Below are 12,031 nucleotides of genomic sequence, written 5' to 3' on the forward strand. Positions count from 1 at the left end.
GTCGGGCAAGCGAAGGGGATCTGGAATTCTACTTCTTCCACGCGCCCTTGAGATTCGATCGATAGCCGAGAGCCCGGTAGGTCGCATCCACGAGCGACTGTCCGCGGCTGTTGAGCAGAAGTCCGGTCCCCAACAGGTTCATCGTATATCCAAAGCTCAGGCGCGCCTGCGGATCAGCGAATCCCAACGACCCGCCCGCTCCCGCGTGACCGAATGCCGCGCCGGATAGCACGCAGCTCTGATCCGTGCCTGGCAGGGCGCGGTTGTCGATCGACTTCATGAAGCCGAAACTGAACCGCGTCGGCATCAGGAGCGTTGCATCTTCCTTCGTTGCCACCGCTACTTTGCGCAGACGTGCAATTGCGTGCGGCGCCAGCAACCGTTTGCTTGCAACCAGAGCGTAGAGACCGGCGAGACCACGCGCATTGGTCACACCGTTGACCCCGGGAATTTCGGCTGCGCGTCCTTCTCGGCTCCTGAAGTCAAAGCCTCCGGTATTGGCAAGGAATAGATGCGACGGCGAGTCGGGCTGCTGAAGCGCCGCGAGCATGAACCGCGACGTCGGGATCGTCTCGTCGTATTGCGCCTGATAAAGCTCCGCCACAAGGCCCTCGAGATCGACCGGTAGTCCGATCCAGAAATCCAGCCCATTTGGGATGGCCAGCTCTTCCCGAAAGAATTTGCCAAGGCCGCGTCCGGTGATCCGCCGCACGATCTCGCCGATAATCCATCCGAACGTAAATGCGTGATATCCGCACTGTGACCCTGGTGGCCAGAATGGCTCTGCACGCGCAATGAGATCGGTCATGTAGGCAACATCGTAGAAGCCGCCCGGCTTGACCGCCTCTCGCAGGTGCGGCAAGCCCGCTGTGTGGTTGAGCACCATGGCGACAGTTGTTTTCTCTTTGCCGGCCTGCGCGAATTCCGGCCAATACCGGGCAACGGGTGCATTGAGGTCGAGAAGCCCGCGTTCAACCAGCAGATGGGCACACAGTGCCGTTGCCCCCTTCGTCGCCGAAAACACCAGCGAGATGGTATCTCGTGTCCAGCGCGCGCCGTTGGAACTTGCTTTCCCGCCCCAGAGGTCGACCACCTTGCGGCCCTCATGCAAGATGCAAACGCTTGCGCCGAGTTCGCCACGCTCCGCAAAGTTGGCGCAGAACGCTTGCACGACCGGCTCGAAGTCACGATCGTAGCGGCCTTCGATCTGGCTGCTACCGACTTTCTTGAGAACATCAATAACGCGCATCTGCTTCTCAATTCCCATGACTTGATTGTTGCGAAGCCGGGCGTGCGGCCGCGGATCCGCGCGATGCAAGGCGCGCCAGGTTCGCTTCATGAGCTGCGCGCGTGATGGGGAACACAGCGATCAAGCCGATCGAGAGCAGATACAACGTCGCCTGGATGGGAAGCGCGGCGAGCGCCAGATCTCTCAAGACCTCCTCACTAACCTGACCAGGCACTGCCCCTTCCGGAAAATGCACGAGGGTAAGGACCATGCCTGACGCAAAGAGGCCGACGCCTGACACGCATTTCTGCGCGAATGTATTTGCCGAGAAGAACAGTCCTTCGGAACGCCGCCCGGTCGACAGCTCGCTTTCCTCGCTGACGTCGGCAAGCATCGAAGCTGTGAGGATTGATGAGCTGACGATCAATGTTAGCGAGATAGTGATCGTGACCAGGAGGATCGGCAGCAGCAGTGGAGATCCGTTGGCGGGGAACGAATCCGACAACCGCAGCACGAATGGGCAATAGTAGAAGACGATCGACAGCAGCCAAAGCGCGATGGCCGACCGTTTCTTGCCGAAACGGCGCGACAGCCTTGGCGCGGCGACTGCACCAAGGATCGACGCCACGAGCACTCCCAGCATCAAGACCGACAGCTGATCTGAGTTGAAGCCCCAGAAGTAAGTGTTGAAATAGGTGCTCAGCGTAATCTGGATTCCGGCCGCCATGGCACTGCATACGCCGGCGGCCAGCAAGACCAGAAACGCTCGATTGGAGAAGCTCCCGGCCATCTCCCTTAAGGCAGCGACGAGGCCTCCCGCCTTTCGTCCAGGTTGCTGAAGCCAGGGAATCTGTCGTTGCGTACCGGCTGCAGACACGAAGATCGCAACGCACATGATGACGCTCGCGACAACTCCGTAATTGGCATATCCGTCCGGGTTGAGCTGGCCGACAGGATGATCGCTGTCCGGGCGCAGGAAGACGATGAAGGTAACGAATGCCATGCTGACACCGCCGAACCAGGCAAAAAACGTCCGGTAGCTGAGAAGGCTTGTTCGGACGTCATAATCGTCCGAGAGCTCGGCGGCCAGGGCGGAGCTTGGTATCTCGTAGAGCGCCAGAAAGCTGCGCACGACGATAATGGTCACGAGCAAGTAAGTCGCGAGCGCCGCGTGGCTCCAATTCGACGGTGCATTCCACAAGAGAAAATAGGTCAGTCCGGCCGGCACTGCGGCAACATACATGAATGGATGGCGCCTGCCCCAAGTGGAGCGCCACCTGTCGGAAACGTGACCTATGATCGGATCGATGAATGCATCGAGCAGCAAGGCAACCATCGCGATGGCTCCGACCAATTGTGCGGAAAGCCCCATCACCTGGTTGTAGTAAAGCAGCAGGAGAACGTTGAAGCCGTTATCCTTGATGCCGAATGCGAGGGAGCCAACACCGTAGAGTAACCGTGTGACCGGATTGATCGGCGGCCTACTCACGACCATTGGTGAAGGAGCCGACCTGTCAAAATTTGCTCTGAGATTCATGTTGGACACCTCTTTGGGGCGCACGGCCGAGCTCGTAAGCCCGCACCATGTCTTTGCCAGTTGGTTCGACGGCTTCGTCCGCAAGGAGCACGCACCGCGCGGCTCAGAACGCGGTCGTCAAGCTCGCCATGAAGTTGAGCGAATTCTTCAGCCGCGGCGTCGCGCTCGGATGCACGTTGTAGCTGGTTCCCAACATGAGATAGACGCCGGGATTCAGCCGAAACGAGTTGCTGACCGTTACCGATGCATAATCACCGAATGGCCTGATCCCGGTGAGAGCAGCCTGAAAATCGAGAGCTGATTTGCTCAGCGTGGTATAGCCAAGGATCAGAGCCGTCTGATCCATCGGGCGCCCGGGAATGATCCCCATGCCGTAGACACGCCCCTCGTAGTAGTTCTGGTACATGTTCTTGTTGGGATCGGAAGTCATGTAGAAACCGCCCACGTAGTAGCCTTGATAGGCTTCATAAGGCGCGGACGAGATCTGGGAGACCTGGACGTCCGCCGCCGCGTAGAATCCCCAGTTCGTGTCGGTCTTGCGCCCGGCGGAAAAGTCGAAATAGGGCGACGTATTGTAGAGGCCGCCGGCGCGAACCCAGACTGATCCCTGCGTGGGTGACGAAAACGTCTTGTAGCCGAACTCGTCGATGAACAGAGCTTTGGCATCTGGACTAGAGAACCCAAGGCCGATGGGATTGGCCTGCTGCTCGACGTCAGCGCCGTCCGGCGAGATACTCCGCTGCACGCCCGCCTTGTTGTAAAAGTTGTTCGGCAAGTTAATCATGAGGTTGGCGCCGGGCGCGGGCACGCCCTGTCGCGAGAGGCCAAGCTCGTATGGGACCAGGGCTTGGGGCCCGGTCGCCATGCTGGCGGCGACAAGCAGGCCAAGGTAGTTCTGCGCGTTGTAAAACACGCCAGCCTGAAGCTGCACGGTATCGTCCATCAACGACTGGAAGTAGTACAGGTTCGCGAACTTCGCTCCTGATGGGCCGAGTGGCTCCCAGGTTGTTCCGGTCAACATGGTTCCGACGGAGAGCTGACCGCCCGTCAGCCCGACCCGGCCAAGATCGTAGCTGAGTGTCACCTCCGAAAAGGAATAGGTCGTTGGTATCTGCCCTTGATAGGTCTGCGGCTTGGGTGGAGCGTTGTTCAGCATATTGGCGGTGAACGTGTTCGTGCTGTAGGCGACATAGCCGATGCCATACTCGGCCAGCGCGGTTCGCAGCCCATTGGGATCCTGAAAGATCGACTCCGCGGCGGGCGGAACCGTTGTGATCCAGCCCTTCATGGACAGCTTGTCGAAAGCCGCGAACTTGATCATCTTCGCGACCTCCGGAGATACTGCCCCGCTAGCAGACGGCGGTGACGCCGTGCTTGGACCTGCAGACCAGGCGCGCGACACCGTTGCAGCTGCAGAAGCGGCCGGCTGCACCGAAGGTACGGCAGCCGCTGCGGCCGGCTGCGGCTTCTTGCGACTAGCTGGTTGTTGCGCAGGGGCCTGCGCTACCTTCGCCTTTCCGGCGCCGTCTTCCGTCTCGGCCCGCGCCGGTGCAGCAACGAAGAGCGCCAGCGAAGCACACGCAGCAATCCCAGTGTGAAGCGACATTATCGACCGTGCGGTTGCGCGATCGGCCGGGCAGCTCTCCTGCCCTCCGCCAAACTCACGCCGGCCGCCGACGCGATTTCCGTCAAGCCTATTCATCGTCCAACCTCCCCGGTCATATTTTTATGTTCGAGTATGTTATTTTTGTTCTGGGTATCCTCTATAGCGTCAATCAACACCCCGTCAAGCACCCATGTCAGACAGAAGTCACAATCGCAAAATTGGCTGTGATTGCCTATTTATGCGCGGAATCTCAGCTGATAGCGCGAACGCCCGTCGCGGCGGCGCATTAAATCGCACGAAGGCGGATTATCCCTATTTTTGTTTTGGGTTTGTCTTTTACAGCCTATGATGAGGCGATCCATAGCGACAAAACAGGCAGACAACACAATGATCGAAACACCCCACCCGGTCTCAATCGGCACGAAAATCGCCAATCTTGCCTGGGATTCGCCGTCGGCGGACTGTGTAACCTTCGAGGGGGTCACGCTGTCGCGGCAGGAGCTGCACCTCTCGTCAAACCGGATGGCTCACGCACTTGCAGCAAGAGGCGTCGGCCTGGGAGATTTCGTCAGCATTGCCTTGCCCAACGGGCTCGACTTCATGGTCGCGACGTGTGCGGTCCTGAAGCTCGGAGCCATTCCGCAACCCGTATCCGGAAAGTTGCCGCAGAAGGAGCTTGAGGCAATCCTGTCCCTTGCATGCCCTCGCGTGGTGATCCGCGCCGCGGTAGTGCGACCTTCCGACGTGACGCCCGCGATGCTAATGGGGGAGACCATCGATGATACGGATCTGCCCGATCGAATCTCCCCTGCACTAAAGGCTCCGACCTCCGGCGGGTCCACCGGGCGACCGAAGCTGATTGTGTCTGGTCGAGCAGGCGTCGTCCTGCCTGATGAGGGAGATTTCTACGGTATCACGCACAGTGATATCGCCGTGATGCCGGCCCCGCTCTACCACAATGCTCCATTCTCGCTGGCACTCATCGCAATTCTTGCAGGTGCCCACCTGGCACTGATGCGCAAATTCGATCCGGAGGAGCTTCTGCAAATTGTAACGCGCCGCCAGGCTACCTGGCTCTATCTCGTGCCCACCATGATGCATCGGATCTGGCAGCTGCCCCAGGAGGTTCGGGACAGGAGCGACATGTCTTCACTCCGCAACGTCTGGCACATGGCCGCGCCCTGCCCGCCGCCGCTGAAGGAAGCCTGGATCGGATGGATCGGCGCGGACAAACTATGGGAGCTATACGGCGGGACAGAAAGCCAGGCGGTAACGGTCATTGGGGGCCCCGACTGGCTGCAGCACCGCGGGTCGGTCGGCCGCCCGGTCATGGGCGAGATCGCGGTTCTTGATGATGACGGACGACTGCTAGCGCCAGGAACTGTCGGCACCGTTTACCTGAAAATGCCCAGCAGCGGGTCGCCGACATATCGCTACATCGGTGCCACGGCCGAGCGGATCGGAGAGTGGGAGACGCTGGGCGATCTCGGTTGGATGGACGAGGAAGGCTATCTCTACCTTACGGACCGGCGTACCGACATGATCCTGGTCGGGGGCGCTAACGTCTTCCCTGCCGAGGTCGAAGCTGCTCTAGAGGAACATCCGCTTGTCGCCTCGAGCGCGGTGATCGGCCTTCCTGACGAGGATCTTGGCCATCGCGTTCATGCCATCGTTCAAGCGCCTCCTACAATCGACCTGGATGGGCTCAACCGCCATCTGGCAGAACGTCTTGTCAGCTACAAGCGCCCGCGAACCATGGAGATTGTCACCTATCCGTTGCGAGACGATGCCGGTAAGGTACGACGATTCCAATTGCGGGCCGATCGTATGCCAGGATCGGCCTCCAGCGAGGCGGCGAGCGCGTCAAAGGAAGAGCAAATGACTCTTGGAGGCAGATCGACGTGATGGCGCCTTCTGCTGCGAATCAGCCCAAGCCGAAGCGCTTCCGCCGGCGTGAGGCGGTACTTGGCGTCGCTATCCAATTGATCAACGATGTCGGCTTGAGAGGAATGACCTTCGTCGAAGTGGCAAACAAGCTCGGCATCGTTGCTACCGGCATTGCTTACTATTTCCGCCGCAAGGAGCAGTTGGCGAGCGCGTGCTATATTTCCTCGCTGGAGCGTATCCAAGGCTTCATCGATTCAGCAGACGGGGCGACGGTCGAAGATCGACTCAAGTCCTTCCTGTCCAACTATTGCCGGTACCTTGAGGACGTGACAGCCGGGCGTGCGCTTGCGATCGTGCGCTTCGACGAGGTTCGTGTTCTGGCGGACCCTGCTGTGGATCATGCCATCGCTCAGACGTTCGGTAAGTTTCGCAAATTACTGCGTAATCCCCCGGACCGACATAGCCGCGTCTCCAACGCGCACGTGCACCTGCTCTTCTCCTGGATCTTCTGGATGCCGGCGTTGCTCGAACGACATTCCGAGGATGAATACGAAGCAATAGCCGGCATCGTGCTCGGAATTTGGCTGGGGGGTGTTTCGATTCAACCGTTGATCGGCGGTCGTCTTCACGCTTTGATGTATCAATCTCCGCGCAGGGACGATCGAGCCGAAGATTTCCTGAAAGCCGCAACCAAGGTACTCAATGAGCAAGGCTATGCAGGAGCGTCTGTCGAGCGCATATCGGCCACGCTGAATGTTACAAAGGGTTCTTTCTATCACCATAATGAGGCGAAGGACGACCTTGTCGTGTCGTGCTTCGAGCGCTCCCTGGCGCTCGTGCAAACGGCGAAGCACGATGCAGCCAGACTCACCGCCCCGGGGGCGGAGAAACTCTGGGCGTTGGCTGTCCACTTGATCGAACACCAGCTGCTTGGAGAGGCGCCGCTGCTCTCGATGTCTGCCCTGATGACGCTTCCCAAGCATATCCGTGCCGACCTGCTGCATAAATCCGACCGCATCATCAATGGGTTTGTTCTGTTGTTCACCGAGGGTATGCAGGATGGCTCGATTATAACCACATCGCCGGTCGTGGCCGCATGGATGCTGTCATCGATGATCAACGCAGCGGTCGATCTTCGGGCGTGGGTCCCTGACCTGACGGTCGACAACGTGGCCGATCTATTCGTGCGGCCGTTCTTTGAGGGTTACACCAAATCATCCGTGTAGTCGGACTAATTTAGTTGGACGCGTCAAGCTATTTTAGACCGCGTGACCTTATCTTTCCGGTTAGCTTTTGATTGATCGGTCCAAATCGTCACCCGGGAGCGAGATCGCTTCTCCGCAGGAAACAGCCCGTTGCGAGCTTGTCGGCTTATTGACAAGTACACCGCCAACTCGGACAAAAGCAAACTCTCCGCACAAGGGATCGAAACCGCAAGGCCGTGACGCGAGCGGCACGGTTCACGAGAGCCCGTCCCGCATCTTGCGGGAGTGCCATGTCAGTCTGGATCAGTTTCGACATGATATTCGCCGATCTTTCAGCGCAATTGAAGTTGGACTGGATTTTGGCCGCCGGTCAAAAGATAACCGACCCATCCAGGACAACCACGGTACTGTCCCTACGGGCGAGCCGTCCGAACCGGGGAAGCGCTACCACTCCCTACGGCCAGATCGCGTTCAGCAAGTTCGCCAGCCGAGCGGCGGCCTTCGCCAATTGCTCACGCTTGATCTGATCGCGGGCATCCACATAGGCCGCGTGATCCGGCAAGGTGATCGACCAGCCACCGTTCGGGTGAGCGGCGCTCGGCTGCACCTTGGCAAAGCTGGCGCCGGCGAACGCTCGCGGCGCAACCTTGATTGTATCGCTCGCCCAGGCGAGCGACCAGTTCTCGATCTGATCGGTATCTTTTGCGATCTGCTGCGCTATCGGCAACAGGTCGAGGGCCTGCGGGACTTGGAAGTGGGTCGGCGGAGCGTCCCACGCCGAATGCAGATTCTTGTTGTTGTCGAACAGGGCGTTGCCGCCGATCGTCTCAGTTGAAGGATCGATCGTATGGGTCACGTCCGGATCGACTTGCTGCCCCTGCAGATCGAGATAAACCGCCCCGACATGCAGCGGCTGATGAAGGTCCCCGATCAGATGGGCGAGAAGAAAGAGCGCCTCTTCCTTTGTTGCGATCTTGAAAGGAGGTGGTGACGGGCGATCCTTCAGAACAGCAATGGCCGCATTGATGGCGGCAACGATGTCGTGCTCATTGGTCCCCTGGAAGTTGCGGTCGAAGTGATCGCGCAAGATCGAGATGTCGTCAAAATGATAGGTGTTGTGACATCCCATTTCCTCGTCGAACTCGTGGCCGTTCTCCTTGCGATGCACCGTATAGCTGCACTGCACGAAATTGCGCCCGACATAGGCTTCCATCAGGTCCCTGCCATCCTTGAACGGCGTGCAAGGAGCCTCAAACGCCTCTTCCACAACGTACTTGAAACTGCCGTCAGCCTGACGGTGGACGCTTTTCACGCAATCGAGCCAGGGCGCAGCGGTGCGCAGATCGACGCCCAGGATGGATGCAACTTTCGCCTTGGCATTCGCGGATAGCAGGGCATCTGCGATGGCGCCGACGATCTGATGGCCGTCGGCATTCCAGGCTTTCGCTTGCTGGACTGTCAGCAGAAGCAACAGGAGGGGGAGCGTGGCGAGAAATTTCCGCATGGCAAAGCCCTCACTCGCTGCAACTCGGCAGCGAATGGAACAAGCTCAGGTTGAGAACGTCAACACGATGCAGTATCGCTCCGGCCAGCCCGCAGGCCACCGCAGCTGGCGTCATGTCTTCTTTTCGCCTTCGAAGACGATCAGCCTGTCAGGCGAGCTCCACGGCCCGTTTGGCTTCGGCGTCATACAGCCGGATCTGGAGGACCGGAAAGCGTCGCTTCAGATCCCTGGCGCCAGCTTCAGCGCCTTCCCTCGTCTTGAACTCCGTCTTCACCTGGCCATCGACAATCAACGCGTAGCCGTCGTCAGGTAGCCCATTAGACCGATTCATAAGTAAGTCCCCAGCCAGGATACAGTCGGTTCGAGTTACGGTGAGTCTCCCTGCCCCGGCAAGGGATGATAAGTTTTGGCAGCGTGGCACACCCACAACCGAGGCTGTGTCATGTGCGGGGCTTGCTTCGAAGCTTGCATCGTTGGCACGCCGAGAAAGGAATGCGTCGCCTGCTAACCACCACTACCACGGCTCTTGAGCCACACGACGGCAGCACCGATCAATGCCGTCAGCACACCGTTCCACCAGATCGACCTCGGCCGCGCTGCGCTGATCGAAGTGAGGTAAAGGAATGCGCCAAGCGCAATTCCATAATGCTTCCGAAACTCCCCGCTTCTGCGGGCGATTTGAACGAGATCGGAAGACCTCGCCTGCTGATCCGACATCACGATGACCTCACCTGGGATCGAGCCACAATGATACGAGTGAGTTGGGTGTTCCGTCGAGTCTTATTTCGTATTTTCCGAATAATGTGATCGAGGCATGCTGTGCCGCGACGCGAGGGATCGAAGCCGCCAGGCCGTGCCGCGACGCGGCACGGTTCACGAGAGCCCGCCCGAATCCCGCGCCGCGCAAGCACCCTTCCCTGGATCCCCAGTTGGTTCCGCGGGAGAAGCCGGTCGGCACCGCCAGGAGCTGTCCTTCGGGAGCCGTCCTTCGTGAGCTGTCCTTGCGCCAAGGATCTATCCACAAGCATTGCTGCGCCAGGACCGGTCCGATCGGCTAGACTTGGCCAATCTTTCAACCAAATGATCGTCCGCCGCTCGATATGATCGTTCAACCGCCCCTCGCCGAGATTGCCGGCATCCTGGAACAGTCACCTGACTACAGGGTGCTGCGCCGGCTGGTTCCCCGCTCCGACTTTACGCCGAGCGATGGGCAATCGACCAAGACCGCGGTCCTGCTCGACGTCGAGACCACCGGCCTCGATCCGGCGCGCGACGAGATCATCGAGCTCGGGATGGTGAAGTTCACCTATCTGCCGGACGGGAGGATCGGCCGTGTCATCGACACCTTCAGCTGCTTCAACCAGCCGTCGATCGCCATTCCCGCGGAGATCACGGCGCTGACCGGCATCACCGATGCGATGGTCGAAGGCCACAGCCTAGATGAGGCGCGCATCAACGAATTTGCCTCCGATGCGGTCGTGGTCATTGCCCACAACGCCGGCTTCGACCGCAAATTCATGGAGCGTTACGCGGCCCTCTTCACGCTCAAGGCCTGGGCCTGCTCGGTCAGCGAGGTCGAATGGCGCGGCCATGGCTTCGAAGGTTCGCGGCTGTCTTATCTCCTGATGAAGGCCGGGCTGTTTCACGAGGCGCACCGGGCGGTCGACGATTGCCTGGCGCTGCTCGAGATCCTCGCGATCACCCTGCCCAGGCTCGATCGCACGGTGCTGTCCGTGCTGCTCGAGCGGGCCCGCCGAAGGACGATCCGGATCTGGGCCGAGCAGTCACCTTTCGAGCTGAAGGACGCGCTCAAGCGGCGCGGCTACCGCTGGAGCGACGGCGCCGACGGCAGGCCGCGGTCCTGGTACATCGACGTCGACGAACCGGCTCAAGCTGCCGAAATCGAATATCTGCAAAGAACGATCTATCAAGCAGACGCCGATATCCGGACCCAGACATTGACTGCGTTCGACCGCTTTTCGGCGAGAATCTGAACGTCTCATATCCGGCCTGACGCTCGCATGCCTATCGTGACCAGCCATGCAACGCAACATCAGCAATATTCACATCGCGCCTCTGTGCTGACGCGAAGCCATTATTCGCCCGATGCTGGAAGGAGAGTAGAGCCAGCCCTTCAGCTCTCTCGACCAGGCCAGTACTTCGCTTTGGTGGCGATCCAGCGCTCGGCGTCGGCTTCCGTTTCGAAATCTCCGATATGAGAATCCGGCCCATTGCCGGTCTTGACCGCTACAAACCAGCGACCGTCCTTTGTCTTCTCGGGCTGAAAATGAGGCGTCTTGATTGTCATGCCGCTCAGTATGCGATGTTGAGGTCCGACATTCCACTACGCCGGGACTGCCTCGGAGGCTTAGTCCATTTGGAGCATGTGAATGACCCATAGGGCCCGTCGAGATCGCGACGTGTCGCTGGAAATGGTGAGCCCGTATTCGCACGGATACAACGGGCGCGTTTTGAGGTTCATGATCGCCGCCTCGGCAAATAGCGCATGGGGACGTTCGCTATGCCAACAATGTCCAGGCAAGAGATGAATGCGCTCGCATGCAAATGTGACGCTTGCGGCCGTCATATGATCCTGTTGGCCGAGCTACCCTCCGTTGGCAAGTACGAAGCGGTCAATGTGTTTCGTTGTTATGGCTGCAATTCAGTGAAGTCGGAGCAAGAGGACCGGCGCTGAGTTCGGTCCTTGACCAGCTGCTTGTTGGCCGGCGTTCTGCCGCCGCGACTTCTGGTGGCCTACCTTCCTGCCGCTGACGCGATCTCGATCATGCCTTCAGATGCGAGTAGCGTCAGCCCGGAAATTGCGGTTGGATCAGCGATACGATCATCCAGACGGCAATCAGAAGCGCCGGCGTGCAACTCACCACAGCAGCCAACCAGAGCTCGGCATTCGGGAACATTTCAGAATCGTTCTGCATGGTGATCCTCCGTGTTATCAACGGCCGCCGCTGGCGCTCGTTCCCCGCGCGCCCGTTCTTCAGCTGACGACAGAGGGATGTCCCACGACCCGCAGTAGCCTTGTCGTGTTCCCCGCCGCAACAACTTG

11 protein-coding genes are annotated in these 12,031 nt (G+C 59.4%); 4 read left to right on the forward strand and 7 right to left on the reverse strand.

The genetic code is table 11. The features are described 5' to 3' along the window. Positions 1-28: 28 nt before the first annotated feature. The 3 genes from H8A92_RS00240 to H8A92_RS00250 form a co-directional block, all read right to left on the reverse strand. Entirely contained in the window at positions 29-1,267 is a 1,239-nt protein-coding gene (locus H8A92_RS00240; protein WP_229193822.1) for a serine hydrolase domain-containing protein, read from the reverse strand. Then, complete coding sequence (locus H8A92_RS00245; RefSeq protein ID WP_229193823.1) at positions 1,257-2,765, reverse strand: MFS transporter; 1,509 nt, start codon at positions 2,763-2,765, stop codon at positions 1,257-1,259. Before H8A92_RS00245 ends, H8A92_RS00240 begins: the two co-directional genes overlap by 11 nt. Positions 2,766-2,868: 103 nt before the next feature. Next, positions 2,869-4,467 (reverse strand): carbohydrate porin, encoded by a 1,599-nt coding sequence (locus tag H8A92_RS00250; RefSeq protein ID WP_229193824.1) that lies wholly within the window; start codon positions 4,465-4,467, stop codon positions 2,869-2,871. A gap of 291 nt (positions 4,468-4,758) precedes the next feature. Here H8A92_RS00250 and H8A92_RS00255 point away from each other — a divergent pair, with 291 nt between their 5' ends. Both H8A92_RS00255 and H8A92_RS00260 read left to right on the forward strand, forming a co-directional pair. Beyond that, a complete protein-coding gene (locus H8A92_RS00255) occupies positions 4,759-6,276 on the forward strand; it encodes an AMP-binding protein (RefSeq protein ID WP_229193825.1) in 1,518 nt (505 codons plus the stop codon). Beyond that, a complete protein-coding gene (locus tag H8A92_RS00260) occupies positions 6,276-7,484 on the forward strand; it encodes a TetR/AcrR family transcriptional regulator (protein ID WP_229193826.1) in 1,209 nt (402 codons plus the stop codon). Before H8A92_RS00255 ends, H8A92_RS00260 begins: the two co-directional genes overlap by 1 nt. A gap of 433 nt (positions 7,485-7,917) precedes the next feature. Here H8A92_RS00260 and H8A92_RS00265 read toward each other — a convergent pair whose 3' ends face one another. Next, positions 7,918-8,967: a S1/P1 nuclease gene (locus H8A92_RS00265; RefSeq protein ID WP_229193827.1), complete on the reverse strand. Its 1,050-nt coding sequence runs from the start codon at positions 8,965-8,967 to the stop codon at positions 7,918-7,920. Here H8A92_RS00265 and H8A92_RS41150 point away from each other — a divergent pair. Beyond that, positions 8,948-9,280 (forward strand): hypothetical protein, encoded by a 333-nt coding sequence (locus H8A92_RS41150; RefSeq protein ID WP_229193829.1) that lies wholly within the window; start codon positions 8,948-8,950, stop codon positions 9,278-9,280. The two genes, H8A92_RS00265 and H8A92_RS41150, sit on opposite strands and share 20 nt — an antisense overlap. A 191-nt stretch (positions 9,281-9,471) precedes the next feature. Here H8A92_RS41150 and H8A92_RS00275 read toward each other — a convergent pair whose 3' ends face one another. Beyond that, the gene (locus H8A92_RS00275; RefSeq protein ID WP_229193830.1) at positions 9,472-9,684 is read right to left on the reverse strand and encodes a hypothetical protein; all 213 of its coding nucleotides are present in this window, start codon (positions 9,682-9,684) and stop codon (positions 9,472-9,474) included. 383 nt (positions 9,685-10,067) lie between these two features. On the opposite strand from H8A92_RS00275, the gene H8A92_RS00280 reads away from it, so the two are divergent. Continuing rightward, positions 10,068-10,961 (forward strand): 3'-5' exonuclease, encoded by an 894-nt coding sequence (locus H8A92_RS00280; protein ID WP_229193831.1) that lies wholly within the window; start codon positions 10,068-10,070, stop codon positions 10,959-10,961. Between the two features lie 140 nt (positions 10,962-11,101). On the opposite strand, the gene H8A92_RS00285 is transcribed toward H8A92_RS00280, so the two are convergent. Together H8A92_RS00285 and H8A92_RS40715 are read right to left on the reverse strand one after the other, a co-directional pair. After that, on the reverse strand, positions 11,102-11,275 hold the full coding sequence (locus tag H8A92_RS00285) for a hypothetical protein (protein WP_163156158.1): 174 nt from the start codon (positions 11,273-11,275) through the stop codon (positions 11,102-11,104). Between the two features lie 499 nt (positions 11,276-11,774). Next, the gene (locus H8A92_RS40715) at positions 11,775-11,903 is read right to left on the reverse strand and encodes a hypothetical protein (protein ID WP_274613178.1); all 129 of its coding nucleotides are present in this window, start codon (positions 11,901-11,903) and stop codon (positions 11,775-11,777) included. Positions 11,904-12,031 lie beyond the last annotated feature (128 nt).

The sequence above is a fragment of the Bradyrhizobium acaciae genome (assembly GCF_020889785.1).
GTDB classification, from domain to species: Bacteria; Pseudomonadota; Alphaproteobacteria; order Rhizobiales; family Xanthobacteraceae; genus Bradyrhizobium; species Bradyrhizobium acaciae.

What these genes read in the sequence shown, in the direction of transcription:
- H8A92_RS00275 (WP_229193830.1), bottom strand. Translation starts at nt 9,684, where the DNA reads ATGTCGGATCAGCAGGCGAGGTCTTCCGATCTCGTTCAAATCGCCCGC.
- H8A92_RS00250 (WP_229193824.1), bottom strand. Translation starts at nt 4,467, where the DNA reads ATGAATAGGCTTGACGGAAATCGCGTCGGCGGCCGGCGTGAGTTTGGC.
- H8A92_RS40715 (WP_274613178.1), bottom strand. Translation starts at nt 11,903, where the DNA reads ATGCAGAACGATTCTGAAATGTTCCCGAATGCCGAGCTCTGGTTGGCT.
- H8A92_RS00260 (WP_229193826.1), top strand. Translation starts at nt 6,276, where the DNA reads ATGGCGCCTTCTGCTGCGAATCAGCCCAAGCCGAAGCGCTTCCGCCGG.
- H8A92_RS00245 (WP_229193823.1), bottom strand. Translation starts at nt 2,765, where the DNA reads ATGAATCTCAGAGCAAATTTTGACAGGTCGGCTCCTTCACCAATGGTC.
- H8A92_RS00285 (WP_163156158.1), bottom strand. Translation starts at nt 11,275, where the DNA reads ATGACAATCAAGACGCCTCATTTTCAGCCCGAGAAGACAAAGGACGGT.
- H8A92_RS00280 (WP_229193831.1), top strand. Translation starts at nt 10,068, where the DNA reads ATGATCGTTCAACCGCCCCTCGCCGAGATTGCCGGCATCCTGGAACAG.
- H8A92_RS00255 (WP_229193825.1), top strand. Translation starts at nt 4,759, where the DNA reads ATGATCGAAACACCCCACCCGGTCTCAATCGGCACGAAAATCGCCAAT.
- H8A92_RS00240 (WP_229193822.1), bottom strand. Translation starts at nt 1,267, where the DNA reads ATGGGAATTGAGAAGCAGATGCGCGTTATTGATGTTCTCAAGAAAGTC.
- H8A92_RS00265 (WP_229193827.1), bottom strand. Translation starts at nt 8,967, where the DNA reads ATGCGGAAATTTCTCGCCACGCTCCCCCTCCTGTTGCTTCTGCTGACA.